This window comes from Alteripontixanthobacter maritimus (assembly GCF_003340475.1).
Classification (GTDB): Bacteria; Pseudomonadota; Alphaproteobacteria; order Sphingomonadales; family Sphingomonadaceae; genus Alteripontixanthobacter; species Alteripontixanthobacter maritimus.
Genome location: NZ_QBKA01000002.1, coordinates 2,568,292 through 2,594,531, shown reverse-complemented (window position 1 = coordinate 2,594,531; position 26,240 = coordinate 2,568,292). Strand labels below are relative to the sequence as shown.

Below are 26,240 nucleotides of genomic sequence, written 5' to 3'. Positions count from 1 at the left end.
GTCGATCCATGCGAAAGCCTCTGCGCAGGATGCGGCATACGGTCAGCCGACATTGGCGCGGCGTATCTACTCATCGTCAATAGCGCGGCCGCGTTCCCCGCGCCCATCGCGCGGTCGCATAGCGTCGATAGTTTCCCAGTCGCGCTGGAACCGGGCTCGCACCGTAGGATCGAAACTGTTTATCCTAACAATGAGGGCACGATCAGTGCGAATAGCGGCGGCTGCCTTGTGCCGCGCTTCGCGGTCGTTCGCTGTATCGGCATCGATCCACCGGTCGATCTTTGAATTGATGCCTTTGCGCAACGGCTCATACCGACGGTCTTCGTTGGGTGTAGACGCTAGCATTTCGTCAGGAAGGATTGCCTGCGGCCTGGCTTCATGGGCGTTGCGCTTCATTTCCTCTACGCGATGTCTGACCTCATCTTCGGTAACGCGATCTTCCTTAACGGACCTGACGCCCATCGAGGCTTCCTTGGTCGGCCCGATATCAATGACTAGCTTGCCGTTGGAGTTGAGCCGGTAGCCTGTTGGAACTTTGGATGGTGGGTCCCGCTGCGGCTGACCGGACCCGGTATCGACTGTCGAGTTTTCAGGCGTCGTGCCCACCGCATTATCGCCGACCCCTCTTGTCGCCGCGCTGTCATCTTTGAACTTGTCCCGCAGTGGTTTGGACGTCTCCGGCTTTGCTATGTTCCTGTCGATCGCAGTCGACGGCAGGTCGAGCCGATCAAGCGAGGCCAAGATGTTTTGCTTGGGAGGCGCTTCGTCTTTTGAGGTCACTTTCGATTTTGACTTGGCAGGTTCTCGATCAAGCCTGTCGAGTGCGGCCTTCGCATCGCGCTGCGGACCCGTTGTATCCTCACCCTGCGTCGGGGGCGACTTCAACCGCTCTTCCTGCCGATTCTCGTCTTCTTCGTCGGACAGTCGCGGTCGGGGCGCCGGGAAGAGATCAAGCGCGGACGCATCAGGCTGTTGGCTGTGAATTGCAGGGGACACAAAGGCGGCGTCCGCTTTCAACTGCGCAGGTAGCGTCATTGAAACGGTGAATGTCGCGCGCGTCGATGCATTATCGCTCACTGCACTGAATGCCAGTGGCGTCGGCAAGGTCGATGATATCACAAAACGCCGCGTAGGCGAAAACAGGCTGTCCCCGACTCCATTTGCAAGCGGCTCCGGGAGACGCACCGGACGCAAATTGACGTGCCCACTTAATATATCTGGGGTCATCGGCTCGAGCGGCGTCGGTAGTGTCGGTATCCAAAAGTCAAAAAGAGCAGTGCGAACATCATCTGAAAGTCCGCCCAGCTTTTGTGGCAACACTGTCATGCGCAGTGACAATTTAGCTGGCGAGTTTGCATAACCCGAACGCTTGAGCGGTCGCGGCGGTATTCCAAAGGCGATCGTTCTTTTTTTCTTTATCGGCGGCCGCTTTGCTATCGAACCAGGAGCCTGAGGCGGGAGGGTCAGCTTCGTAATAAGTTCCGATCTGTCAGCGCACGAAGTCTGCCTGTCATTATCATTTGCCACGCCGGCGCTAGATTTGATCGCCGTTTGTAAAGCCGCCGGCATGGTGAAGCCAGACAACTTGGCCATAGGTCTTACCAAAGGTCTGCTGGCTGCTACAGCGGCGGCCAGCTTCTTGGCAGTCAGCTGGCGATAGGCTGAGACCTGAGCCAGCAACGCGATCTTGAGCTCACGTGCGGCGCGGCGATATTCATTCTGCGCGACGCGGCGATGGTTTTCCGCATTGACAGCCACAGTCTCGCCACGACGGACCTTTGCGGTAAGGCCCGGCCCCATATGTTGCTGCGGTATGTAGTCCAGCCCGGATGCAGCGTAGGACAAGTGCGTAAACCGTTTGGCGAGACCATGCCGCTCACAAGTGTAATTGAACTGTTCGGCCAGTAGATACCGCATCTGCTTCCAACCTTCAGGATTGTCGAGATCGGTCCGCAAGCAGCGGTCGATGATCCAATCGCCTTGCCCAGTCCGCTCCACCGGCCGGTAGGAAAACGCGATGTGAAAGTGCCAATTGCGGCTGTCGCCATCCGGATCGGGCGCGTGCATTGCGAGGACATAAGGCAAGCCTTGCGCGGCAAATGTTTGCTCGCAATAGCGCTTCGCCATCGCCAGCTGTTCTTCCGGCGACAGCTCGTGAAGCGACTGGATAATCATGTGGTGGACGATCTTGGCGTTCTTCGCGGCAGATCGATTGACCTTCTCGATCTGGTCGAACGCCTCTGCCATCTCCTCGGGCGTTTTGCCGACATTCGAGAAGACGGCGAGCGAACCATCATCCAAGATATAAGCGCCATCGGTTTGGTAGATTACGAGTCGGCGGCCACGTCCGGATTTCGATATTGCAGCACTGGAATAACTGGTCCGCATGAACGGGAAAAGCCGGCCATCACCATCGCGAAGTGCGATGGAATATGCAGGCAGTAATGGTGGCGATTTAGCAACCCGCATAGCTCTTGTGGAGCTGCCGGAGCGCTGTTCAACCTTCGGGTTTAGCGCGCTAAAACTGGCGTGTACTTTAAATTTGCGCCATTCAAATTCGCGCTCTCGCTGCAGCGCAGCCGCCTCGCGCTCCAGCTGCTTTACCGATTTGATATGATCGGGCACATCCCAGATCTCTCTCAACGACAGCCGGTCGGCGTCCACAGCGAATTTGAGTTGCGCGTCAGGCTTGCGGCACAGCCGTGCGCACTCGGGCGAGCCAGCTCTAATAATCCTTTCTCGGTGGTCGCGTTGCGGTGCCATAACTAAAAGAGGGGGGGGGGAGAGAGAGAAACAGGACGTTTGCAACAAACTTAAGACAGCCGCGCAGCGGGCAGGCTTAAGTGGCAAACATTATTTCGCCTCTCCACCCCCCATCATTACCTTTCTACTGGTTGGTTCGGCTCAATTGTCTCGTATATCTGTCCGGTCCACAAGCAGCGATGTCTTAAGTGGTCACACCAAATCCAATAACTTTTATTGAATGCTTAGGTTTGTACCGCAGGCTATCCTATAGGGTGGTTATGGAACAGAAACCCACCACAACTGCAGGCACGGACCTGGAGCAATTGGCTCATCAATTGGACCGTACGTTGAGCCAGCTGGATCAAACCGAACGCCGGTTCGCCGATCTGCAGATTACGCCTGGCGAAACGACCTTCCGCGATCCGAAAAATGCATATCATCAGATTACCATAGGCGCGGTGCTTACCGCGCGGGGGTTGTCCGCGCATGAAGCGCGGGCGCTTGATGGTTTGCTCAGCATGACTTTCGAGGAAGTGGTGGCACTGATCCAAGACATGCCGGATGAAGACCCGGCAGAGGAGGACGACGACAGCGAGACCATCGCCGATGGGCTGATCGCAATCTTGAGCCGGCATGCGACTGCGCTCGAAAATCGAGGCCGCTATGCCGACTGGAGGCGATCGTTCGACCGCTACCGAACCACGACGGATAGGCTTCTGTCGGATATGACCGAAGAGGATCTCGAAAAACTTTCGAAGCGACCGCCGACCCGCAAACAACTGTCGTTGATCCGCACTACCTGTACGCAGCTACGTCTCGAATTTCCGACGTTGGCGAACCGTGCTGACGCGTTCCGCTGGTTGCGCGATGTTGGCGCCAATACCCGTTATCGGGAGAGGCGGTGATGTCTGGCCCAGATATTGAACAGGACGAGAAGTCACCAGCTAACGCTGTCCGTGCAGAGTTGGAGAAGCTCTCCACGCTGCATGTAGCGGCGGTGCGTGAACACCGCCGCATTGACGCCGCACTGCTCGAAGCGGATTACGGAGAGAAGTTCGCGGCATGGTGCGAGATTGAAAAGGCGAATGTGTGCAACCTGATTGCGGCAGTTACAGAGGAGTGTGAAAGACTAGATCGACGTAGAGATTGGTGGCGGCAATTATCAAGTTTCAGCCAAGATGCTTCCGGTAGTTTTCCGGTAGACGGAAAGGCCTTTGAAAATTGCGAGCATGGGCCGCGGGATTGGGATCATGCCCGCAAGGCGATGTCACTGCTTCCGGAATTTACTGTGCCGGACATCGGTAACATCGACAGCTGGCAAGCAAGCTATTTCGAGATCGATGGCGCTAAGCGATTGCTTCTGCAGTACCTGCACGCAGCTCTCGCTCAGTTCGACATCACCGATCCCAGCGATCCTAGTTGGGTAGTATATCGCGATACCGGGCATGGTGCGCTTCAGCAAACTTTTGCGTTTTACGAAGACGCGTGGGCGAAGGCGGAGTTTACGAGATGATCGGCGCGAATGGCTCTCAACGAACACGGTCTAATTGCGAAGCACATCGCCGAGGCTGCGGAGCGCGATCAATGAGCTTAATAGTGCCAAACCGGTCGCGGACATGACAGATTATTCATTGATGACTGACATTGTTTCAGCAACCAAATGGATCACGAAATCGATCTATAATGGTTCCCGCGATCCTCATGGTGCCAAACTAATGAAGGATGGTGCCGACGACCTTCAATTTGTAAAGATCGGACCAAAACGGCCGTTTGGCTTAAGAGATCAATTCTATCCTTACCATCCGGCGGTTCTGGCCATGCGCGGTAAGCTGCATGCGATGGGAATTCGAACGAATACCGATGCAGTCCCCATGCCAGAAGACCGGCACCAGATCCGGGCATATCTGAGCGCGAGGTTTGTCTTTCTTTTCGACTGTGCATTTGAACAGGTCATGTCGGTCCAGTCGGTCCAGACCAAAAAGGTCCAAAAGGCCTTTCAGCATATTGCTGGGTGGGATTTCGACATCGTCGTCGCGGCTTTTGAAGCAGCCTGGGACAACCCACGACATGGCGGAGCTGGGAGGCCAGCGTTCGAACGGCTTTGGATGCGAGATCTTAGAGGCTGGAAAAACTTGTATCCGGCCGCCTCAAAAAAACAATTCGTCAGCAACGATGGCGTGGATGCGTTCATGCGTAGAATGAAATTACCCAATGCCTCGCCCAGCGATGCGATACAATACATTGCAGAGGATCTTTTCGAACTCGAGCGCGGATATGATTGCCTGGAAGGCTTTGGTTGCCATCGGCAACAGCTCAAACAGCTTAAACGTTCACAAAGAGTCCGCCTCTACGCTTCGGTTAGCCCGCATCTCCCACTGATTGCAAAAAGTCACCCAGAATTGATAAAACAAGGTGATGAGGAGCATCAGGCGGATCTAGCAGGTGAGACAGCAGCCTCTCTCACCCTTGCAATATCTGGTCTAGATAAAGACAGGCCACTAACTGAGCCGTGGTTTCTCGGTTGGAATGATCGGGGTTTCATCCTGCACCTGTTCAGCCAAATCGGCCGACGCAAAGCAGAGCAGCTCAGTCGGCATTCAGATGTGCCTGAGCATAATATACTCCGTTCAAGAATCTTCCGTCTGACAATCAACTTTCTGGCACACCACAATACTGACCGCGCAGATCGCTACCTAGCAAAGCGTTTGAACGCCGAAAGTCACAAGACAGCAGCGTCAGAACTAGCATCGAGCGCAAAACCACCCCTGTCTTATTTTGGCGAAACCACAGCCTGCAATGACAGTCCTCAACGGCAATCATTGCTGGATGCGTTATCTTGTATGGACGTCGGAGCTTCATATGTCGAACGTTTGCGAGAAGTCGAGGTAAGGCGTAATTCCGACGGGTTATCCGATCCCAAAATGGAACCAATCAAGCGCGCATTTTTCTGCCCTGATGCTTGGACTACTGATATCTTGGTCGAAACCCTTCTTGCTGAGCGCGAGGCATATTGCGGCCCACTCGGCTTGTTGAATGACCTTTACGCCAGTGAGACTCGAAAGGGACATTTGGAGGTTTCGGCAAGTGTCGCTGGACGGTTGCTTGAATGTATGGTTGCCCCGCTAACCCTTCGAGCGTTTGCAGTAAAACCGCCGGTATTAAGCGCTAAAAATGTCGCGGCAGAGCCGACAGACGGCGAATATCCGAGAGCTTATGGCGCCAGTTTGGCGAATAATTGCAAAAAAATCAGCTGCAGAACTGAAAGTGGGGCAGAGAAAGCCCAGAAATCCGCCCATTCGCGAAAAAACGCGAAGACGAGAACGGTCTCTAAAGTCCTCCTGAAGCCCGGATAAATCACACGTATTTGGTGTGCCTCCAAACAGGAAGGCATACCATGACAAACAAGTTTATCGATCAGAACGCTCGCGAAAAAACAGATGCGACGTCAGCGACAAATACCCTTCGCGATCATCTCCCCCGATCAATTGCTAATGGGAGTAAGACAACTCCTCCGCGCAAAACCGGTGTTGGCAATGATGCGGATGTTTCGAGTGACGGCAACGGACCAATAACTGAGCCGCAGGCATCCGCTGCCGCCAAGATCGGAGATAACTCACGAGTTCGCGCAGACACGATCAGTTTCGACCACTCGTTGTATCTTCGCCATTCCCATACTGAGGACGATGTAGCGCGGGCGAAAGGTATTGCCTCTCAACCGGCTTTGCATAACGCCATTCCAGTTCGTGAACATAATGGCCGCTTACTAGGGCTGGACAGTTCGATCTTCGTCGCTTCTTTATTAAGAAGTGATCCCAATGCAAAAGTCGCAATTCGGATCGTTTCCGAAACGGAAGCCATCGCGATTATGGCCAGGAGAGTGCAACAGCGCGCCAAAGAAGAACCAATGGTTCGGGCACGCTATGCACTCAACCGCAGTTGCGAGGGAATCGCTCACGAGAATATCGCCAAGGAGTTGTCGCTCCACATTTCCCGGATCTCGCAGATGGTTTCTTCGGCAAAGGCTGAAAAATATCTGAAAGGGTTGCTTCCCTTCGTCGAGAACCGACCTCGCATTCCGGTTAAATTCTTCGAGGACGTTCATACCACCATCGAGGTGCGTTCGGCTTCAGACAAGAAAACCGCGAGCGATGCGACGCCGCAAATGGACGAGTTCGACAACAGGATTGGCAAAATTATCGCTGCAGGCGAAATGACTGATATCGACACGCTGCGGGGTAAGCTCGGAATCAACAACAAGCGTTCGAAACCAAAGCGCCGCAACCGGATGATCGGAAAGCCGGTCAAGTATGAGGGGCTAAACGTTGAGCTCCACGTTGATCGCAAACGCCAGGGCGGTCGGGTGATCAACTTCCCGCCCGGTTATTCCGCTGAGAATTTCGACAAAGCGCTGGAAGCTCTCATCGCTTTTCTGATCGAACAGGAAAAGGGCGAAGGTTCGGCAGAATAAAACTGACTCGGATCGGGACGGCAGCAGGATTGCGCGAGGTCGATATGGGCAAGGATGCTAATCCCACCCGTGCGCGCGCAACTGTGCTGCCGCTCGACCGAAAGTCCATCACAATCGAGTGGCAGTCGCATCCCTCAGAAGACGCCATTGCACGTATGCTGCTCGATCTTCTCGGCGATGACGCAATCAAGGAACTCTACAATGAAGAAGGCAGTTAGTTACGTCCGCACGCCGGCATCAATGCAGGACGCCTCGCTCAGCATGACGGCTCAGAACGACCTTATTTTGAATTTCGCCGTGGCCAACGAGTACGGCGTGGTTAGCTCATACGTTGATAATGGCTCTGGGCCCAATTTGCCAGAGCGTGCGCGCATGCTCAAGAAGATCGGGTTGACCGACATCGACTACATCCTAGTCGCCAGTCGATCGCGCCTTTCGCGTGACGCGTTAGATCTGGAACGCCTTCGTGATCAGTGCGCGGCGTGGAACGTTGAGATCGTTTGCTGCTCTTGATTTTTGTCTGCGCGAAATGAGGCAAAGGGTACGTGAAACGAAGAAGATAGGGTAGAATGCCTCCTTGCCAAGTAGACGGAAACCCAAGTGATGACAAATGCAGTCAAGGCCGGAACGCGCAAAGCCTATGGGTACGTTCGGGTCAGCACAGCCGAACAGGCAGAGCATAAGACCTCCCTCAAGCAGCAGGTTGCCGATCTCGAAGCCTATGGAGCCAAGAACGGTATTGAGTTCGCCGAGATTTTCGTTGAGCCGGGTCTTTCCGGTTCGGACTGGAAGCGTCCTGAATTCAATCGGATGATCCTACTCGCCACCAGCGATGATCATCCGGTGGATTTTATTGTAGCGTGCGACATGGCTCGTCTGGCGCGAGACGTTGAGTTCACGATAACCACACAAGGCCAACTACAGCGCGCCGGAGTCCAGTGTCGCTTCGTATATCAGAAGTTTGAAGACAGCCATTTCGGCCTACTGCATAAGCTCCTGACCAGCTGGCAAGATCAGGATGCGGTGGTCAAAGCTTCGATGAATACGCGTCGAGGTTTACGCGGTACGGCCGAAGAAGGCTTTTGGGTCGGCGGTGTCATCCCGCTCGGCTACGAAAGTCGCACCGTCGAAGTTCGCTCGAAGAAAGAGAAGAAAAAACTGTTTGAGAACGCTTCCGAAGCAGCCATTGTTCGGATGATCTTCGACCTGGCCGAACGAGGTTTAAATGGCACGCCGATGGGCGGCCGGGCAATCGCTAATCACCTCAACCAACATGGCTATACCCGGCGCGGCGAAAAGTTCTTCAATTCCTCGATTGCTGGCATCTTGGCCAGACCGCATTACCTTGGCAAATTTCCGGGCAACAGGTTCGATACGGACGGGACGTTATTGCCAGAGGATGAGTGGACGTGGGTTCCGTGTCCGCAGCTTATATCTCAGGAACAGTTCGACCGGGTTGCTGCCCTGCGAGAATCGCGAGCACCGCGCAATACCGCACCACGCGTAGTGTCAGGGCCTACGCTGCTCGTCGGGATTGCAAAATGCGGAATGCCGGGTTGCGGCGCAGGTATGACCATCGCGACGGGCAAGGGTGGGCGATATCGGTATTATAAGTGTCACGCGAAAAACAGCCGCGGTGCGTCATCATGTGCCTGCCCAAATGTGCGCACGGAGCAGCTCGACAATTTGGTAATGCAACAGGTGGCAGACCGTATCTTCGATCAGAACGAGCTCGAGCCGCTGCTACAGCGCATCCTCGATGTGTCCGACGTTTCGTTGCAGAAGAAGCAGATCGAGATCGACCTATGCAAGGAGCGGCTCGATCACTGTCGCACGCGTTTGGCGAACCTTCATGACGGCATAGAGCTTGGTACAATCTCCGCCCGCGATCCTGATATTGCCGCGCGGGTCAAAGAGCGCCGCACCGAAATTGACGCCTTCAATGATAAGCTCAAGACATTACGACAACAGGTCGAGCGTGGACCAGCACGAATAACCCCTGCTGCTGTTCGCAAGTTCGGTAAGCTGGTTCGCCAGAAGCTTTTGCAGGGTGACAGCCCAGCACGCCAGCAAATTGCCCGAGCGTTCATTCGCGAGGTGCGCGTCGGCAAAGGTGTAGAAATTTCTGGTGATACCGACGCGCTTGCAAACGGTGTCGCCGCGGTCGCACGGTCAAAAGGGGCAGTGCCCATCTTTGACCGGAGTTGGTGCGGTCGAGAAGACTCGAACTTCCACGGCCTTTCGGCCACAACGACCTCAACGTTGCGCGTCTACCAGTTCCGCCACGACCGCACATCGTACTGCTTCGGGTCCGCTTGTGTGCGGCCCCATCCGGTAGGCGCGCGCCACTAGCAAAGGGTTGCCGGCGCGGCAAGCGATCATCGTGCAGTTCGCAGCGAAGATACGGGTGCGTCCGGTTGGTACGGTGTCTGCTCTTACCTTCGGTCTGGTGTTTATCTCCTCCAACCGGCTGTCCCGCTGGGGGACGAGGATGGCATCACAGTTGCGCCATTGGTTACCAGCCTATCAACCATAATACATGGTTTCTGCTTTCGTTTTGCTAATCGCCGCCACGGCTGCACCTACGGCCCCTCGGCCAGATACGGCGCAGCCGCGTTCGACATCCGCCACTAAGGTAGTGCGCAAAGTCAGCGCTCGGGTATCAATCGTGCGCGGCGAGCGTGTCGGCTCCGGCTTTCGGTCCGTGACGACACACGCCCCGCACCGTACGGTGTCGCACGATGGGGCCGACACGATCTGGGTGGAATTCAGCTAGGGCTCCAGCCGATCTCGGCGAATTTCGCGGATTTCGGCACGTCTGTCACCGCCTCATTTACGGTCAAACTTTCGCCCGGTGCCAGGCGAGACTTCGTCGGTACCACTTTCCAGCTATAGACGATCCGGTCGCGAGCATCGCGCAGTACGATCAGGATGGCCGGCACGTTTTGCGTAGTGCGCCCGACATTGGTGACGGTCCCGCTGGCCCCGAAGAATTCGGTTCCATTGGGCAGCGTGCGCCGGTCCTGCTGGCCGGGCGGGAATTCCAGCACCAGGTCCGGCTCTTCCATGGCGAAGGTCGGGCGGCTGACCGGCACCCATTCGGGCAGGCCCCAGTAAGACACTGCCGCCACTACCCCTAACGCCAGCGCCGCGAACATGGCGGCTGCGGCAGTCCAGATTTTAAGCGGATTGCGCCGTCCGCGAAATGGCGGGGCATGATCGAATTGCGACCCGTAATCGATATCGTCGCGCTCGGTCGAAACGGCAGGCGATGCGCGTTCCACGACCGAGGGTTGCGAAACGGGCGCTGGCGGCGGTTCGGGGTTGCGCTCGGGTTCGGCCGCCACGGCAGGTTCCGCCTGCGCAGGCTGGGAACGGACGGGGGCGGCAGGAACGGATGATACGGAAGCAGGCGCCTCGTCGACCGGTACTGGCGGCGTGACCTGATCGGCTGGCGGCGTGGCCGGATCGGATCGCGCAGCGTGCTCTCCTACTTCATTCCGCAGCTCCAGTTCCGGCCCATCCTGGAACCAGCTATGTTTGCATTTGGCGCAGCGGACCGTACGCCCTTCCACGCCGACCGCGTCATCGGGAACGACATAACGCGTGGTGCAGGCGGGACAGGCGATTATCATGGTGAACGGGTCTTACGCACTGCGCCGAATCGCAACAAGGCCTTCGCCGGCGGCTAATCCACGCCTGAACGGCTTTTCATGGGACTCTGTGGCTTTTTTCCACACCGAACCGCCGCTATAGGCGGTAAACGATGTCCACTGTTCCTTTCCCGAAACCGGCCGGCAGATCGCGCCGATGAATGTTGAGGACAGCTTTGATACGGATATGGCGGTCGGTGGGAAGACCGACATGCGAAACCGGACGGGCGTGGTCAGCTTCGACAATGTCGGCCTACGCTACGGCACCGACCGCGAGGTGTTGAGCGATGTTTCGTTCAATCTCCATCCCGGCAGCTTCTATTTCCTCACCGGAGCAAGCGGCGCGGGCAAGACTTCGCTGCTCAAACTGCTTTACCTGGCGCAGCGTCCGTCGCGCGGCGTGATCCGGATGTTCGGCACCGATCTTGTCACTCTACCGCGCGCGCGCCTGCCCGCATTCCGGCGTCGGCTGGGCGTGGTGTTCCAGGATTTCCGGCTGGTCCCGCATCTGTCCGCCTATGACAATGTCGCATTGCCCTTGCGCGTTTCCGGTGTTCGGGAAGCCGAATTGGCAAAGCCCGTTTCCGATATGCTCGAATGGGTTGGACTGGATCATCGCAGCCATGCCCGCCCCGAAACGCTGTCGGGCGGCGAACAGCAACGCGTCGCCATTGCCCGCGCGGTGATCGGACGTCCCGATATGCTGGTTGCCGACGAACCCACCGGCAATGTCGATCCGGACATGGCGCTCAAACTGCTGCGCCTGTTCGAGGCGCTGAACCGGCTTGGCACTACGGTCGTCGTGGCGACTCACGATGTGCATTTGCTGAAAAAAGTACCCGATTCGCTCATAATGCGGCTCGATCGCGGGCGCCTGTCCGACCCGACGGGCGCGCTGCGCTATCCTCCGCGCCGCAGCGGGATGGAGGACACGTGAGCAAGCCGCCGGCCATTAAACGTGCCGTCGCACGCGGCTTCGCCACGTTTGGCGGGAAACGCGCCGCCGATCTGGTTCCGCAGGCACGGCTAGCAGGGCCGATGCCATGGGTAATCGCCATCATGGTGGCGCTGACCGTAATCGCTGCGGCAGGCGGCCTCACGCTTAGCAACCTTGTGAGCGAAGCGCGCACCGAACTGGCCAACGGTGCAACTGTACAGATCGTCGAAGCCAACCCTGCGGAACGCGACCGGCAATCCGCCGCTGCCGAAGCAGCCCTGGCGCTGCTGCCGGATGTCACGTCCATCCGCCGCGTGCCGGAACAGGAAATGCAGGACTTGCTCGAACCATGGCTGGGCGCTGGGATCGAGGGGGGAGCCGATGGAGCCACCGTGCCCGTACCCGCGCTAATAGATATTCGCCTGCGCAATACCGCTGACGATGCTTCGCTTGCGCGGGTCGTGTCTGCCCTCGGCCCGGTAGCGCCAGCCGCACGGGTCGATGCGCAGTCGAGCTGGCTTGCACCTGTTTTCGGCGCCATCGCTGCGCTGCAATGGTTGGCGCTGGCGCTCGTTGTCTTGCTGGCGCTGATCAGTGCTGCGGCGGTGTATCTCGCCGCGCGCAGCGCGCTGGGCAGCAATCGCGGTACGATCGAGGTCGTGCATCTGCTGGGCGGCACGGACAGCCAGATCGCACGCATTTTCCAACGCTCGATCGGCTTCGATGCAGTATTGGGCGGAGCGGTCGGGCTGGCTATCGGGCTGGGCGTGGTGCTGGTGCTGGGGGCGCAGTTCAGCGCGCTAGGATCGGGCATGACGCAGGGGGCAGGGCTCGGCTGGCTAGACTGGCTCGCGATCGCGCTGGTGCCGCTGGTGGCCGTCGGCATAGCGATGCTGACCGCGCGCGTGACTGTACTTACCGCGCTGCGGGGAATGCTATGATCCGGCGGCTTTTTGCTCTCATCCTGCTCGCTTGGGCGTTAGGCTTCCTGTGGTTCGCCTTTCTCTTGCCGCAACCGATGCCCGATGGCCGCACAGACGCGGTGATCGTGCCCACTGGCGGGGAGGGACGGATCGCGCGCGGACTGGAAGTGCTGGCGGACGGGCAAGCCGAAGCGATGCTGGTCACAGGCGTGGACCGCGAAGTGAAAGCAAATGAATTTGCAGCGCAGTTCGACGTCCCCGACGCCGCGATGGAATGCTGCGTCACGCTGGGTTTTGCCGCCGTCGACACCCGCTCCAACGCCGATGAAACCGCACGCTGGCTCGCAAAACACGAATATACTACGCTCCGGCTGGTGACGACCGACTGGCATATGCGCCGCGCGGCCGGGGAATTGCAGCGTACGCTGGGCAACGATATCACGGTGCAGCGCGATGCGGTGCCATCCAGCCCCAGCCTTGGCACACTGTTCCTCGAATATCACAAGCTCCTGGCCAGCACACTTGCGCGCTGGATCGGGCTGTGACGGTGGCGCGCCGGCGATGATTACACTCCTGCGCAATCTGTTGTTCTACCCGGTGTTCTACCTCGGGAGCTTACCCATCGTGTTAAGTGGTTTCCTCAGCCTGCCGGTCGGCCAGCCGGCGGTACGCGCGGCGACCCATGTCTGGACCGCGTGGCACCGCTGGTGCGTGCGTTGGTTGCTTGGGATCAAGGTCCGGGTGGAAGGCGAAATGCTGGACCGGCCCTGTATCTATGCAATGAAGCATGAAAGCTTCTTCGAAGCCATCGACGCGCCGCATCTGTTCCGCCTTCCCGCCCCGTTTGCGAAATCCGAACTGTTCGCCATTCCCGGCTGGGGCCGTGTTGCGAGGGCCTACGGGCTAGTGGAGGTTTCGCGGGCTGACGGGGCAAAGGCTCTACGCCGGATGATTGCAGAAGCGCGAAACCGTAGCCAGGCGGGCCGCCCGCTGGTGATTTTCCCCGAGGGGACTCGCAGTCCGCATGACCGCCGTGCACCATTGCAGCCGGGTTTCCTTGGCATTTACAAACTGCTCAGCCTGCCCGTCGTGCCGGTCTCGGTCGATAGCGGGCCGCTTTACCAGCCGGGGCTCAAACGCAGCGGCACGATCACCTATCGCTTCGGCGAGGTGATCGAACCGGGGCTTCCGCGCGACGAGGTTGAGCGGCTGGTGCAGGAAGGGATCAATGCGCTGGGCGAACAAGGGTTGCGCCCACCCGCGCAAAGTCCAACCACGCTGACGTCCCACGACGCTTAGACCTCTTTCGATCCCCGCCCAAAATCGGGTTTTGCCACATCCTGTCCCTGTTCCAGAATTGCCTGCCGGATCGCGCGCGTGCGGCTGAATATTTCCAACAGCCGGTCACCATCGCCGTCGCGAATGGCGCGCTGCATCGCGGTGAGGTCTTCTGTAAAGCGCCCCAGCATCTCCAGCACTGCATCGCGGTTGTTGAGGAACACGTCGCGCCACATCACCGGGTCGGACGCGGCAATGCGGGTGAAGTCGCGAAAACCCCCGGCGGAGTATTTGATAACCTCGCCCCGTGTCACGTCTTCCAGATCGGACGCGGTGCCCACAATAGTATAGGCGATCAGATGCGGAATATGGCTGGTCACCGCCAGCACCAGATCGTGGTGGTCGGGGTCCATCAGTTCCACCGTCGCGCCGAGCTCCTGCCAGAACAGCGTCAGCGCGCTCACCGCATCGGTATCCGCGTTTTTCGGCGGAGTAAGGATGCACCAACGCCCTTCGAAGAGGGTGGCGAAACCCGCGTCCGGTCCGCTGCGTTCCGTCCCGGCAACGGGATGGGCGGGTATTACGATGGCGTCGGGCAACGCTTCTTCCAACGCTGACACGACGGAGCGCTTGGAGGAGCCGACATCGCTGACGATCGCGCCCTCTTTCAGGCACCCGGCCAGCCCACGCGCTGCATCTCCCATCGCGCCCACCGGCACGCACAGGATCACCAGATCGGCGCTTGCGACGGCTTGGGCTGCCGTATCGCAAACCGCGCCCACCAGACCATTGGCAGTAGCTCTGCCGCGTACGTCGGCGTCAGCATCGAACCCTGTCGTGGTAACCTCGGATAACTTCTCCCGGATGGCCAGGCCGATGGAGCCGCCCAGCAAGCCCAGCCCGATGATCGCGACCGAGCGGATCGTCACGCCTTGCTTCCCACCAGTGCCGCGATCGTGTCGGCAATGGTATCCATCTGTTCCGCCGTGCCGATGGTGATTCTGAGCGCATGCGGCAGGCCCTGCCCGGGCAAATGGCGTACGGCGTATCCGGCCCCTGCGATGGCCTCCAGCGCATCCGCCGCGCTGACCGCGCCTTCGAACAGGACCATCACGAAATTGGCTTCGCTTGGCAAAGCGCGCAGCCCGTAATTGCCCAACGCTCCGATCCGTTCGGCGAAGCGTGCGCGTTCGGCGGCATTATGCGCGCGCGACCGTTCGACGAAGTCCGCGTCGTCGATTGCCGCTGTGGCGGCCGCTTGCCCGCTTTGCGTGACGTTGAACGGCCCACGAATGCGATTGAGCGTATCGATGAGGCCCGGCGCGCCGGTTGCCCAGCCCACCCGTTCGCCTGCGAGCCCGTGAATTTTCGAAAATGTGCGCGTGACCAGCACGTTGCGATGCGCCGCCGCAAGTTCCAGCCCGCCATCGTCTTCGTCCTGTGCCAGATATTCGGCATAGGCCTGATCCAGCACGAACAGCACGTCGGACGGCAGACCCGCGTGGAGCCGTTCCACTTCGGGGCGAGCCAGATAGCTGCCGGTCGGATTATTCGGATTGGCCAGAAAGACCACTTTGGTGGCGGGCGAAACCGCTGCCAGCATGGCATCGACATCCGCACCGTAATCCGCGTCCGCAACTTCCACCGGAGTGGCCCCGCAGCGCCGCGCCGCGATATCGTACACGGCGAAACTGTAGCGGCTGAACAGCACTTCGTCACCCACACCGGCGAAGCCCTGCGCCGCCAGATTGAGCAATTCGTCCGACCCCGTTCCGCACACGATCCGCGCCGCGTCGAGGCTGTGCCGGTTCGCAATCGCTTCGCGCAAAACGCGCGCATCGGGATCGGGATAGGCCGCCGGATCGCGCTGCTCGTCTAACGCCGCCCGCGCTGCATCGCAGCAGCCCAACGGGTTCTCGTTCGCCGATAGCTTGACCAGCGGCTGGCCATCCGCCGCGCTGGACTTGCCCGGCACATAGGCATGGATATCGGCGATCCACGGCTTGGGATTTGGGTGGGTGTCAGTCATGGCCACCGGTCCCTTAAGGAAAAACGGTCCTTCGACAAGCTCAGGACGAGCGGTTAGGGAGCCATTGTTCTTGAACCCGCTCATCCCGACCCTGTCGAAGGATCGTACTTTCTCTCTTATGTCCGTCCGCAAACCCACAACCCTTACCCTGCCGGTACCGTTGCCGCTCGATAGCGGGCAAGCGCTGGATGCTGCGCAAATTGCGTATGAGAGTTATGGCGAGCTGGCGGCGGACAAGAGCAACGCCATCCTGGTCTGTCATGCGCTTACGGGCGACCAATACCTCGCCAGCACGCATCCGGTAACGGGCAAACCGGGGTGGTGGGACCGCATGGTCGGGCCGGGCAAGCCGATCGACACGGCCAGATATTTCGTGATCTGCGCAAATGTCATCGGTAGCTGTCTTGGCTCCACCGGCCCTGCCTCGCCCGCGGCCGATGGGAAGCCTTACGCCATGCGGTTCCCCGTCATCACTATCCGCGACATGGTGCGCGGGCTGGTGGGACTGCTGGACGGGCTGGGTATCGAACGGCTGCACGCTGTCGTCGGCGGATCGATGGGCGGGATGCAGGCGCTGAGCCTGGCAGCAAACTTTCCGGGGCGAACCGAACGGGTTCTGGCAATTGCCACAACCGCGCGGCATTCGGCACAGAACATCGCCTTCCACGAGGTTGGCCGGCAGGCGATCATGGCCGATCCGGCTTGGGCGGGCGGCGATTACTACGCGTCCAGCAAGCAACCGGATGCGGGTTTGGCCGTGGCGCGGATGGCGGCGCATATCACCTATCTTTCCGAAGAGGGGCTGACGGAAAAGTTCGGGCGGCGGTTGCAGGACCGCCCCGATGGTAGCGCGGGCGAAAAGAGTTTCGGCTTCGATGCGGATTTCCAGGTGGAAAGCTATTTGCGTTACCAAGGGAGCGGTTTCACCCGCCGGTTCGATGCCAACAGCTACCTCTACATCACCCGTGCGATGGATTACTTCGATCTGGCAGAAGAATTTGCGGGCGAGCAAGGGGGCGGCCAGCTTGCTGCTGCGTTCGCTGGCAGCTCGGCGCGATTCTGCCTTGTTAGCTTCGACACCGACTGGCTGTATCCCACCGCCGAATCGCGCCACATCGTGCACGCGCTGAATGCGGCGGGCGCGCCGGTCAGCTTCGTGGAATTGAGCGCTCCCTACGGCCATGACAGCTTTTTGCTCGACGTGCCGCCGCTCGACCGGGTTGTGCGGGGGTTCCTGGGTGGCTGAGGCGGTGTCCTACGATTTGCGCCCCGACCTCGAGGTGATCGCGCGCGAAGTGCCCGCTGGCGTGCGGGTGCTGGACGTCGGCTGCGGCGACGGGGCGCTGATGGCGGTGCTGCGCGATACCAAGGGCGTGGATGCGCGCGGGATCGAGATCGACGGACCGAGCGTGGAACGCTGCGTGGCGCGCGGGTTGAGCGTGGTGCAGGGCGACGCCGACCGCGACCTCACCTTCTACCCCGACGGCGCATTCGATTACGCGGTATTGAGCCAGACGCTGCAAACCGCCGCCCGGCCCGACCGGATGCTGGCCGAACTGCTGCGCGTGGGCCGCCGCTCCTTCATCAGCTTCCCCAATTTCGCCTATTGGCGGATGCGCCGCGCGCTGCTGCTGCGCGGCCGGATGCCGGTGACGCGGCATTTGCCGGTGACGTGGTACGAAACGCAGAATATCCACCACGTAACCGTACGCGATTTCGAGGAATTGGCGGCAGGCCTCGGCATCACCATTGAACGCCGCTGGTTCTTCACCCGCGAACGCGAAATAAGCCCAGCAGGGGCGAATTGGCGCGCGGAATATGCGGTGTTCGAAATTAGTGGGAGTGGGTGACGTTCCTGCGGCACAATGACCCATGGGTTGCTTCTGCATTGCCGTCTGATAGATTGCATGCATGGAAAGCCTTCGGGAAGTAGTCGAATTTGTCGGCGGGCCAGTTTCGCTGTGGATCCTGGCGGGAGTGTATTTCGGCAGCGTAATCCTCGAACGCATCTGGGCAATTCGCGGCAATCCGGATTACGACAACAAGGACGCGCTTGCCTCTATCGGGCTTAACCTCATGTCGAGCACGCTGAACCTCGTGCTTGGTATTTTGATACCGCTCGCGCTTTATGTGCTTGTCTATGATAATTTACGCTTATTCGAAGATATTGCGTTGTGGATTGCGATCCCCATCGCCTTCCTGGCTCATGAACTGGCATATTACTGGGACCACCGGCTCAACCACCGGGTCGGCCTGTTATGGGCGTTTCATGCAATCCATCACTCTTCCAACGAATTCAACCATTCCACCGCGGCGCGGGGATTTTTCCTCGACGGTCAACTGAAGCGATTGTTCGCCGTCGTTCCGGCCTTCATTGGAATTGATCCAGTGGTCTATATCGCGGTCAGCGTACTCACCAATGCTTATGGTATCTGGAACCATGCAAGCTACGTACCGCGTCTCGGATGGCTCGACCGGGTGTTCATGACGCCCAAAATGCACAAGGTCCATCACGCCAACCAACCACAATATATCGACAGAAACTACAGCCAGGTTACGCTGCTTTTCGACCGTATGTTCAGCAGCACTGCCTATCTCGACGAGGAACCGAACCCCGGGCTGGTGAAGCCGGTGTATGACTACAATCCGCTTACCGCGCAATTTGCCGGGCTCAAGCAGTTGCAGGAGCGGATGGACACTGCACCGCGTTGGCAGGACAAGGTCGCCTACCTGTATCGCCCGCCGGAATGGTCGCATGACGGGATTTGCCGGTCCGATTGTCCGAAATATCAGCTTCGCGAACCGCAACCGGTTTAAGTGTCTCGGCAAAGGCAGGCCGGGGCAGACCTACCCGCCCCGGCCCGCAAACGTTTTACCCAATCACCCCATGCGTTTCATCACGCAGATCTTGTTGCCAGCGGGGTCGCGCAGGTACGCGAGGTACATATTGCCGATCTCGCTTTCCCGGATGCCGGGTGGGTCTTCGATGGCGGTGCCGCCCGCTTCCAGTCCGGCCTTGTGCCAGGCCTCGCCCTGTTCTTCGCTTTCCACTGCAAAGCCGATCGTACCGCCATTGGCAAAAGTCGCGGGTTTGCCGTCGATGGGTTTGGACAGCAGGAAGATGCCGCCATTATGCATATAGATAACACGGCCCTTGGGATCCATGCTGCCTTCGCGGCCGCCCAGCGCCTTGAAGCAGGCGTCGTAGAATTTCTTGGAAGCCTCAATATCGTCGGCCCCCAGCATGACGTGACTGAACATGGTATTCTCTCCTTGGTTTCGTTGGCTCACCATAACGGTTGCAAAGTGCCACTATACTACCGCCGGCCTGCCTGCCACGCTTGACTTTCACCCGGCCCTGCACCAAAGGAGCGCCGCACAAGGGCGGCATCCCGTTTTTCGGGAGCGTCGCCTGTTTCGTTTCTGCGGCGTTCCTTGCACGAAGGGCCGCCCCGCTTTCATCAGGATACCGCCATGGCGAAGTCAGCAACCGTCAAGATCAAGCTCGTCTCGACCGAAGACACCGGCTTCTTTTACACCACCACCAAGAACCCGCGGAACATCACCGAAAAGATGACTTTCCGCAAATACGATCCGATTGCGCGCAAGCATGTCGAGTTCAAGGAAGCCAAGATCAAGTAAGGTCGAGTTTCGGGCCTCGGTTCCCAAAATTCATGAACGGCAGGAACCGGGTGGGTTCAGTGATGGTTCAATGCTCCGGCACTATCGCCCGGAGCATGACAGCAATGAAAAACCTATTCGCCGCCCAGACAATACGCAAACCGCTTGGTTTCTGTGTGGCCGCCGCAGCCGCATTCGCCATTCCCGCAACAGCTATGCTGACGATGCCCGCACCTGCCACGGCGCAGGCCAGTACCGGCAGTCTCGACAGCGCCGTGTCCGCACTGCGCGGTATCGCCACGATGAAGGCGGACTTCGTCCAGACCGACCGCGCCGGCAAATCCATTCGCGGCGTTATGACGTTAAAACGCCCCGGCAAGATCCGTTTCCAGTACGAAAAGGGCATTCCGATGCTCGTCGTCTCGAACGGCAAGTCGCTCTATCTCGTCGATTATGAAGTGGACCAGGTCCAGCGTTGGCCGATCAGCAATTCGCCATTGGGCGCGCTGCTCGATCCCACTCGCGATGTGAAGAAGTTCGGAAAGCTCAACGCAACCGGCAATCCGAATGTGCTGAGCGTGGAAGTACGCGATCCCAAGCGCCCCGAATTCGGCGTGATTACGATGATCTTCGTCAAGGATGCCAAGGCGCCCGGCGGGTGGCGGCTGAACAATTGGGTCGCGCTTGATTCGCAGAACCACCGGACCAGGGTGGATTTGAAGAACCACCGCTACGGCGTGTCGGTCGCTGACAATGCGTTCAAGTTCAAGGACCCGCGCGGCTCGTCTCGTCGCGGCAGGTAAACGACGCGGCGCGAAGCGTGCTTCGGCCGCGATGGCGGGCGCGTGCTCGTTCATTTGCGGGCAACGCTAAGAGGCGTAATTGCTTAAAGGGCAAGGTGGATGGAAGGCGGGTTTCCCCCCTGTTGCCCTGATCTTCCACATAGCATCCCCTTGTACAAAAGCGTGACGAACGCTGAATGGAAGCCCTCGCGCCAATGCCCCCGGTGCGGGGGTTTCTAGTCGTTCGGGGAGGCCGAATCGCCAGCCATCCGGGCGGAAAGGCGCGAAGGGGTGGCGGCTTGCCGCCATGCGCGCCGCGACCTAAGGCATGCGCCATGAACGCGCCCACAAATCCACAAAGCAATGTCACCCCCAATGTCACGCCCGATATCACGGTCGCCACTTGGAACATCAATTCCGTGCGGCTGCGTATGCCCATTGTTGCGCATTATCTGAAAGAGCACGCGCCCGATGTCCTGTGCCTGCAGGAGATCAAGACGGAGGAGAAATTCTTCCCGTTCGAAGCCTTCGCCGAAGCCGGTTATCCGCACGTCGCCCTGTCCGGGCAGAAGGGGTATCACGGGGTAGCCACGGTCAGCCGTTTGCCGATCCGCGAATCCTCGAAGCTCGACTGGCAGGCCAATGGCGAGGCTCGTCACGTCGGCGTTGAGCTGGTGGGGCGGGATATGTTTATCGAGAATGTCTACGTGCCCGCTGGCGGTGATGTTCCCGACCGGGCGGTGAACCCCAAATTCGGCCAGAAGCTCGATTTTCTGGGCCGCATGACCGAATGGGCAGATGCGCTCGACAAACCCACGCTGATCGTAGGCGACTTCAACATCGCCCCGTTGGAAAGCGATGTCTGGAGCCACAAACAATTGCTGAAAGTGGTCAGCCATACGCCGCTGGAAGTGGAAACACTGAAGCGGTTCCAGGATGCGCATGGCTGGATCGATTTGGGCCGCGAATTCATTGCCGATCCCCAACGCTATTTCTCGTGGTGGTCCTATCGCGCGAAAGATTACACCAAGGGCGATCGCGGGCGGCGGCTCGACCATATGTGGGCCAGCCCCGAACTTGCCAAACAGGCGGTATCGCACAGCGTGCTTGAAGAGGCGCGCGGGTGGGAGAAACCGTCCGATCACATACCGCTGATTACCGGGTTCGACCTCTGAGCGGGACAGGCACCCCAATCCCGGGCCCCTCTCCTGCGAGACGGGCGGCGCAGGCGGTGGATGCGTTGCGCCACGGCTGGCCTATTGCGCTTGCCGCCGGTCCGGTCTTGCTACCGGTCGAAACCGCAGTGGCTTCGCAGGCGAAGGCAGGCCGGATGCTGGTTTCGTCTGCCCGTGCAGCAACGCTCAAACTCACCAATCAGCGGGCTGCGGCGGAGCCGAATGCGCCGGTCCTGATACGCGGAGCAGAAGCGTTCGATTTGCGCGCCGCCCTGCCGATAGCCGATCCGGCGCTGGATCTTGCTGCGCCGTTGAAGGGGCCGTTTGTCGCGGAGACGCTGGACTTCGAAGAAGCCGCCATCGCCGCGCTGGAACTGGCCCGCATCGCCGGAATTCTCCCGGCTTTTCTGGTCGATTCAAGTGATGCAGGCGAAGCGCAGCCTTTCGATCCGGCGGACATTGCCCATCTCGCAGACCGGGATCGGCTGGTCATCGTCACACGCGCGAAACTGCCGGTCACGGCATCTGCGGACGCGCAGATCATCGCCTTCCGCAGCGCCGACGATCTGCGAGAGCACGTCGCATTGGTGATGGGGCAGCAGAGCGGCGACCGCGTGCCGCTGGTCCGGCTGCATTCCGAATGCCTGACGGGGGACGCGCTCGGCAGCCTGAAATGCGATTGCGGCCCGCAGCTCGACGCGGCGCTGGCGCAAATGGCGCAGGAGGCGGCGGATAATGGCGGCTGGGGCGTTCTGTTGTATATGCGGCAGGAAGGGCGCGGCATCGGGCTCGTCAACAAACTGCGCGCTTACCGTTTGCAGGATGAGGGGTTCGATACGGTGGATGCCAACCAACGGCTGGGTCTGCCCGACGAATCCCGCGATTTCGGCACGGCCGCCAGAATGCTGGAACTGCTGGGTGTTCCCGCGATCCGTCTGCTGACCAACAATCCGCGCAAAGTCGACGCGTTGATAGAAGCCGGTGTGACCACTGTAGAACGGGTGCCGCACCAACTGCCAGACAACCCGCACAATACACGATATCTGGCAACCAAACGCGACCGGTCGGGGCATCTGCTCGAATAGAGCCGCCTCTGCCTATAATCGGCGTGCCAGCGCCTCGCCCATGCGGGTTTTGCTGCCGGGTTTGAACTGCGGCAGAAATTCGATTTTCTCCTGTTCGAACAACAGCACAACGGTCGAGCCGAGCAGGAACCGGCCCATCTCGGCGCCCGCATCCAGCCGCGTCGCACGACCGGGTGTTTCGCGGTGCAGGCGTTTGCCGCGCCCGCGTTCTGGCGGTTCGACACGCCCGCCCCAGACGGTCTCGATACCGGCCACGATCATCGCGCCGACCATCACGCTGGCCATTGTGCCAAGCTCGCTATCGAACACGCAGGACAGGCGTTCGTTGCGGGCGAACAGGCCGGGCACATTGGCAGCCGTAGTCTGGTTCACGCTGAACAGATCGCCCGGCACATAGCTCGTGCTCTGAAGCGTTCCTGCAGCTGGCATGTGTACCCGGTGGTAATCGCTGGGGCTGAGATAGATCGTGATGAAGTCACCCTGATGAAACCTGGCCGCCAGGGCTTCATCCCCGCCCAACAGTTCGGCAACCGTATATTCGTGCCCCTTGGCCTGCACGATCCGGCCGTCGCGGATGGTACCGAGCTGGCTGACTTCGCCATCGGCGGGGCAAAGCACGTGGGTGGCGGCATCGGCCAGCGGCCGCGCGCCCGGTTTCAGGCTACGCGCAAAAAAGTCGTTGAAGCTGGCAAAATCGCCGATGTCGCGCTCAGCCTCGTCCATATCGACGTTGTAAGCACGCACGAACCGGTCGATCAGGCGGTCGCGTATCCATGGCTTCTCGCTCGCAGCCACCCGTCCGGCAAAGCGGGTGAGACCGAGTTGCGGCAGGGCGTGTTGCAGCCAGATAAACGGCTTGCTCATGCGAAACCTTCGCGCAGGTAAGTGATCATCGAAGCTGGGAATCCTTGCTGCCGCGCCGATTGATGGCGGAATGGCGCACTGACGCGTCGCGGGCGGACTGGCAAGCGACACAGGTCCTCACGCCGGGCAGCGCATTGCGGCGCTTGTCCGGGATGTCTTCTCCGCAATCGTCGCAATATTCCGCGCTTTTGCGCGATTCTGTCGCTTTCAGCCTGGCCCTTGCCGCGGCGACCGCGTCATTCACCGTATCGTCGATCTGATCCTGCACCGCGCCATCGCGCGCCCAACCACCTGCCATCGTATCGCTCCTTCACCCTAACAACCGGCGAAGCAGCGCAAAGTGCCGGAATGGATTGACTTTAGCGTCGGTCGGTAACCTTCAGACCCGGCGCCAGCGTATTGTCACCAATAGCAAGTTTATCGTCTGTCCAGTTCGCCACGAAGGTCGATTCGCGGCGTACGGTCGGCGCGAAGCGCGCATCGTTGCCGGCAATCTGAAGTCCGGCGCTGCTGTGCGAAATCGTTTCCGCACCCACTGCGATGAAGGCGCTGTAATTGTCCTTGTTCTGGCCCTGCACGAACCAGTTGTTGGTAATTTGGCCGACAGACCCTGCGGGCAGGTCGATCATGTAATTTGTACCGCGGCCATTGGCGTCATCGAAACTGGAGGAGGCAATGTCCACGCGTGCCGAGCGTGACTTCACATAATGCCCACCCGTGCCGCGCTCGAACCGGCTGCGCGTGACGCGCAAATGGCCGTAATTGCCGATATAAATGGAATGCGCGCATCCACCCGGGCCTTCGCAGGTGCCAAGCCCGCTGAAAGTCGATTTGTCGATAACGATGCGCGATGCCGGATCGTTATTGGCGAGAATGCCCTGCTGGCTATCCATGAACCAGCTTTGTGACACGGTAAGGTTGCCGCCTTCCAGACGGATGCCTGCCCCGTTGAAATCGGGCACCGCCATCTTGCGGAAGATCAGGCCGGAAACGCTTGCTTCACGCCCGCCGAGCACCAGCGCGGCCTTGCCCTGGCACGCGACGCCGTCAAAAATGGCGGTGCCGGGCTGTACAGCAAAATATGCGATCGACCCTTCGCTTTGTACCGCGCATTGGCGGTGTTCGCCCGGCGCGATCGCGATAGTCCCGGTTCCATTGCCGATGGTGTCAACGGCCTGCTGGATAGTGCCGAAGCTGCGCCCGCTTTCGACCACTGTGAAGGGCGAGCCGGAATTGGCTGGCTGGGCCAGAACGGCGGCAGCCGGAATAGCCGCAATGGCAGTGGCCGCCAACAAGAGCGACATCGTTGTCGATGGGCGGCTCGCCTTCTGCGCGGACAGGCGGGAAGGCAATTTGGCGGGTCGGGGCATGACAAAACTTTCCATACTGCCCGGCTTACGGGAAAAGGGTTAACGGGGCGCTAAGCCAGATTTACTCGCTGTCTTTGTTGCGCAAACCCCAGCGCCAGCGCCAACCGCCTCTGGTTCGCCGCGCAGCTATGACAAGGAAGACGATGGTGGCAGGAATCAGTACTGCCAAGGCGATGACAGGACCGATATCGGGAATGTACTCCGCCAGCAGTCCCGCGCCGATCGCCAGCGCGATGAACCCGCCAAGCAGCACCCAGCCCTGCCACGCGATCGGCATACCCGCTCCGTAACCGAACCGTTTGGGTGCGAACCAGTCGCCTTCCTCGAAGAACCCGCTCATCGATCTACTCCTGTTGGTCCAAAACGAAGTCGGCGATGGCAACGGTTACAGTTGGGGCGATGGGTAGTTCCGGATTGGCATAGCTGGCCATATTCTGCGCCCGGTCGGCATTCCCCACATCTTTCAGCACATGATTTACGCCGGGCAGGCTGGCAAATCGCGCAACGGGTTGCGCGGTAGAAAGCGCTTTTGCATCGGCACTCGCAACTTGAATGTCGGCTTCACCCTGCACGATCAGTACCGGCAAATCGGTATCCGCAATCAGCGCAGCCGGATCGCGCGCAAACAGGTCGATCAGAAACCCCTGCACTTGCGGTGCGAACACCCCCTGCAGCGCCGGATGCATTGCACTGACATCCACCCGCTCGCCGGCTTCCAGCGCATCGATCGCCGCCATGGCATCCGGCAGGATCGGCGCGTTCATCGGGTTGGCTGTAAACTGTTCGCGCATTATCATGCCCAGCGGCCGGCCTGGTGCGGCGATCAGTATGAGACCGCACAGGTTGTCCACTTCGCCAGCTGCCGAAAGCGCTACCAGACCACCCTCGCTATGCCCGGCCAGCCAGATGCATTCCGCACTCGTTTCCATGCGGGCGGCGGCAATCCATGCAGCGATATCCTGAACATAATCGTCGATCGTAACCGCGTTGGCGTCCTTTACCGCTGCCGCGCTGCCGAACATTCCGCGCTTGTCGATTCTGAGGGACCCGATACCGCGCGCCGCCAGATCCTCTGCCAACATCCGATAGGTCGAGGCGCTTATGCCAAGCGGGCTGTTGCCATCGCGGTCGGTCGGTCCAGAGCCAGGGATTATCAGCACCAGCGGCTTGCCTTCGGCTGGAGCAAGAAGCGTTCCGGCAAGTTCGCCGTCCGGTCCTGCAGCGGTGATAGGCCGGGCGTCATGCGCCATCAGAACGCTGCTCGACATAAGGGCAATTGTTGCGATTGCAGCTTTGGTAATATCCATCGG

Annotated in this window: 27 protein-coding genes, 1 tRNA gene and 1 pseudogene; 18 read left to right on the top strand and 11 right to left on the bottom strand. The window is 59.5% G+C overall.

Translation table 11 applies throughout. The features are described from left to right. Nucleotides 1-66: 66 nt before the first annotated feature. Nucleotides 67-2,664: a MobA/MobL family protein gene (locus HME9302_RS12735; protein ID WP_230080008.1), complete on the bottom strand. Its 2,598-nt coding sequence runs from the start codon at nucleotides 2,662-2,664 to the stop codon at nucleotides 67-69. Between the two features lie 287 nt (nucleotides 2,665-2,951). On the opposite strand from HME9302_RS12735, the gene HME9302_RS12730 reads away from it, so the two are divergent. The 7 genes and pseudogenes from HME9302_RS12730 to HME9302_RS13695 form a co-directional block, all read left to right on the top strand. Next, nucleotides 2,952-3,650: a hypothetical protein gene (locus HME9302_RS12730; RefSeq protein WP_181815775.1), complete on the top strand. Its 699-nt coding sequence runs from the start codon at nucleotides 2,952-2,954 to the stop codon at nucleotides 3,648-3,650. Beyond that, a complete protein-coding gene (locus HME9302_RS12725; protein WP_115367302.1) occupies nucleotides 3,650-4,258 on the top strand; it encodes a hypothetical protein in 609 nt (202 codons plus the stop codon). The genes HME9302_RS12730 and HME9302_RS12725 overlap by 1 nt, the downstream gene beginning before the upstream one ends. Nucleotides 4,259-4,379: 121 nt before the next feature. Continuing rightward, nucleotides 4,380-6,098, top strand: coding sequence for a hypothetical protein (locus tag HME9302_RS13175; protein ID WP_147270824.1), 1,719 nt, complete (start codon nucleotides 4,380-4,382; stop codon nucleotides 6,096-6,098). A gap of 41 nt (nucleotides 6,099-6,139) precedes the next feature. After that, entirely contained in the window at nucleotides 6,140-7,213 is a 1,074-nt protein-coding gene (locus HME9302_RS13170) for a hypothetical protein (RefSeq protein ID WP_147270823.1), read from the top strand. A gap of 29 nt (nucleotides 7,214-7,242) precedes the next feature. Continuing rightward, nucleotides 7,243-7,431, top strand: coding sequence for a hypothetical protein (locus HME9302_RS13350; protein WP_181815774.1), 189 nt, complete (start codon nucleotides 7,243-7,245; stop codon nucleotides 7,429-7,431). Next, nucleotides 7,415-7,726 carry a recombinase family protein gene (locus tag HME9302_RS12710; RefSeq protein ID WP_181815773.1) on the top strand — a complete coding sequence of 104 codons (312 nt, stop codon included), beginning with the start codon at nucleotides 7,415-7,417 and terminating at the stop codon, nucleotides 7,724-7,726. Before HME9302_RS13350 ends, HME9302_RS12710 begins: the two co-directional genes overlap by 17 nt. 90 nt (nucleotides 7,727-7,816) lie before the next feature. Beyond that, nucleotides 7,817-8,905, top strand: a pseudogene (locus tag HME9302_RS13695) (recombinase family protein); the annotation flags it as partial. A 513-nt stretch (nucleotides 8,906-9,418) separates the two neighbouring features. Here the strand turns inward: HME9302_RS13695 and HME9302_RS12695 are convergent. After that, a tRNA-Leu gene (locus HME9302_RS12695) sits at nucleotides 9,419-9,505 on the bottom strand. Between the two features lie 476 nt (nucleotides 9,506-9,981). Then, the gene (locus HME9302_RS12690; protein WP_115365345.1) at nucleotides 9,982-10,848 is read right to left on the bottom strand and encodes a zinc-ribbon domain-containing protein; all 867 of its coding nucleotides are present in this window, start codon (nucleotides 10,846-10,848) and stop codon (nucleotides 9,982-9,984) included. A 229-nt stretch (nucleotides 10,849-11,077) separates the two neighbouring features. Here HME9302_RS12690 and ftsE point away from each other — a divergent pair, with 229 nt between their 5' ends. Genes ftsE through HME9302_RS12670 form a run of 4 tightly spaced genes read left to right on the top strand, consistent with a single transcriptional unit; the run spans nucleotide 11,078 to nucleotide 14,025 of the window. Next, a complete protein-coding gene (ftsE, locus tag HME9302_RS12685; RefSeq protein ID WP_115367355.1) occupies nucleotides 11,078-11,803 on the top strand; it encodes a cell division ATP-binding protein FtsE in 726 nt (241 codons plus the stop codon). Next, nucleotides 11,800-12,744 (top strand): cell division protein FtsX, encoded by a 945-nt coding sequence (locus tag HME9302_RS12680; RefSeq protein ID WP_115365344.1) that lies wholly within the window; start codon nucleotides 11,800-11,802, stop codon nucleotides 12,742-12,744. Before ftsE ends, HME9302_RS12680 begins: the two co-directional genes overlap by 4 nt. Then, complete coding sequence (locus HME9302_RS12675) at nucleotides 12,741-13,271, top strand: YdcF family protein (protein WP_115365343.1); 531 nt, start codon at nucleotides 12,741-12,743, stop codon at nucleotides 13,269-13,271. Before HME9302_RS12680 ends, HME9302_RS12675 begins: the two co-directional genes overlap by 4 nt. A 16-nt stretch (nucleotides 13,272-13,287) precedes the next feature. After that, entirely contained in the window at nucleotides 13,288-14,025 is a 738-nt protein-coding gene (locus HME9302_RS12670) for a lysophospholipid acyltransferase family protein (protein ID WP_115367354.1), read from the top strand. Here the strand turns inward: HME9302_RS12670 and HME9302_RS12665 are convergent. Beyond that, on the bottom strand, nucleotides 14,022-14,933 hold the full coding sequence (locus HME9302_RS12665) for a prephenate/arogenate dehydrogenase family protein (protein WP_115365342.1): 912 nt from the start codon (nucleotides 14,931-14,933) through the stop codon (nucleotides 14,022-14,024). The genes HME9302_RS12670 and HME9302_RS12665 overlap by 4 nt on opposite strands. Next, nucleotides 14,930-16,033, bottom strand: coding sequence for a pyridoxal phosphate-dependent aminotransferase (locus tag HME9302_RS12660; protein ID WP_115367353.1), 1,104 nt, complete (start codon nucleotides 16,031-16,033; stop codon nucleotides 14,930-14,932). The genes HME9302_RS12665 and HME9302_RS12660 overlap by 4 nt, the downstream gene beginning before the upstream one ends. Nucleotides 16,034-16,151: 118 nt before the next feature. On the opposite strand from HME9302_RS12660, the gene metX reads away from it, so the two are divergent. From metX to HME9302_RS12645, 3 genes are all read left to right on the top strand, one after another. Beyond that, a complete protein-coding gene (gene metX / locus HME9302_RS12655) occupies nucleotides 16,152-17,279 on the top strand; it encodes a homoserine O-acetyltransferase MetX (RefSeq protein WP_115365341.1) in 1,128 nt (375 codons plus the stop codon). Then, a complete protein-coding gene (gene metW / locus HME9302_RS12650; protein ID WP_230079798.1) occupies nucleotides 17,272-17,883 on the top strand; it encodes a methionine biosynthesis protein MetW in 612 nt (203 codons plus the stop codon). The genes metX and metW overlap by 8 nt, the downstream gene beginning before the upstream one ends. A 61-nt stretch (nucleotides 17,884-17,944) precedes the next feature. Further along, the gene (locus HME9302_RS12645) at nucleotides 17,945-18,850 is read left to right on the top strand and encodes a sterol desaturase family protein (protein WP_115365340.1); all 906 of its coding nucleotides are present in this window, start codon (nucleotides 17,945-17,947) and stop codon (nucleotides 18,848-18,850) included. A 63-nt stretch (nucleotides 18,851-18,913) separates the two neighbouring features. Here the strand turns inward: HME9302_RS12645 and HME9302_RS12640 are convergent, their stop codons facing one another. Next, nucleotides 18,914-19,294: a VOC family protein gene (locus HME9302_RS12640; protein ID WP_115365339.1), complete on the bottom strand. Its 381-nt coding sequence runs from the start codon at nucleotides 19,292-19,294 to the stop codon at nucleotides 18,914-18,916. A 213-nt stretch (nucleotides 19,295-19,507) separates the two neighbouring features. On the opposite strand from HME9302_RS12640, the gene rpmG reads away from it, so the two are divergent. From rpmG to ribA, 4 genes are all read left to right on the top strand, one after another. Further along, nucleotides 19,508-19,675, top strand: a complete 168-nt coding sequence (gene rpmG, locus HME9302_RS12635) for a 50S ribosomal protein L33 (protein ID WP_115365338.1) — start codon at nucleotides 19,508-19,510, stop codon at nucleotides 19,673-19,675. 104 nt (nucleotides 19,676-19,779) lie between these two features. After that, the gene (locus HME9302_RS12630; RefSeq protein ID WP_407641301.1) at nucleotides 19,780-20,457 is read left to right on the top strand and encodes a LolA family protein; all 678 of its coding nucleotides are present in this window, start codon (nucleotides 19,780-19,782) and stop codon (nucleotides 20,455-20,457) included. A 314-nt stretch (nucleotides 20,458-20,771) separates the two neighbouring features. Then, nucleotides 20,772-21,611: an exodeoxyribonuclease III gene (gene xth, locus HME9302_RS12625; RefSeq protein WP_115365336.1), complete on the top strand. Its 840-nt coding sequence runs from the start codon at nucleotides 20,772-20,774 to the stop codon at nucleotides 21,609-21,611. 56 nt (nucleotides 21,612-21,667) lie between these two features. Beyond that, nucleotides 21,668-22,696: a GTP cyclohydrolase II gene (gene ribA / locus HME9302_RS12620; protein WP_115365335.1), complete on the top strand. Its 1,029-nt coding sequence runs from the start codon at nucleotides 21,668-21,670 to the stop codon at nucleotides 22,694-22,696. Nucleotides 22,697-22,708: 12 nt separating this feature from the next. Here ribA and asd read toward each other — a convergent pair whose 3' ends face one another. From asd to HME9302_RS12595, 5 genes are all read right to left on the bottom strand, one after another. Beyond that, the gene (gene asd, locus HME9302_RS12615; RefSeq protein WP_115365334.1) at nucleotides 22,709-23,560 is read right to left on the bottom strand and encodes an archaetidylserine decarboxylase; all 852 of its coding nucleotides are present in this window, start codon (nucleotides 23,558-23,560) and stop codon (nucleotides 22,709-22,711) included. 25 nt (nucleotides 23,561-23,585) lie between these two features. Beyond that, nucleotides 23,586-23,858 carry a DksA/TraR family C4-type zinc finger protein gene (locus tag HME9302_RS12610; RefSeq protein WP_115365333.1) on the bottom strand — a complete coding sequence of 91 codons (273 nt, stop codon included), beginning with the start codon at nucleotides 23,856-23,858 and terminating at the stop codon, nucleotides 23,586-23,588. 61 nt (nucleotides 23,859-23,919) lie between these two features. Continuing rightward, complete coding sequence (locus HME9302_RS12605; protein ID WP_407641300.1) at nucleotides 23,920-24,945, bottom strand: right-handed parallel beta-helix repeat-containing protein; 1,026 nt, start codon at nucleotides 24,943-24,945, stop codon at nucleotides 23,920-23,922. 46 nt (nucleotides 24,946-24,991) lie between these two features. Further along, nucleotides 24,992-25,270, bottom strand: a complete 279-nt coding sequence (locus HME9302_RS12600) for a hypothetical protein (protein ID WP_115365332.1) — start codon at nucleotides 25,268-25,270, stop codon at nucleotides 24,992-24,994. Nucleotides 25,271-25,274: 4 nt separating this feature from the next. Further along, entirely contained in the window at nucleotides 25,275-26,237 is a 963-nt protein-coding gene (locus HME9302_RS12595; RefSeq protein ID WP_115365331.1) for an alpha/beta hydrolase, read from the bottom strand. Between the last annotated feature and the right edge of the window lie 3 nt (nucleotides 26,238-26,240).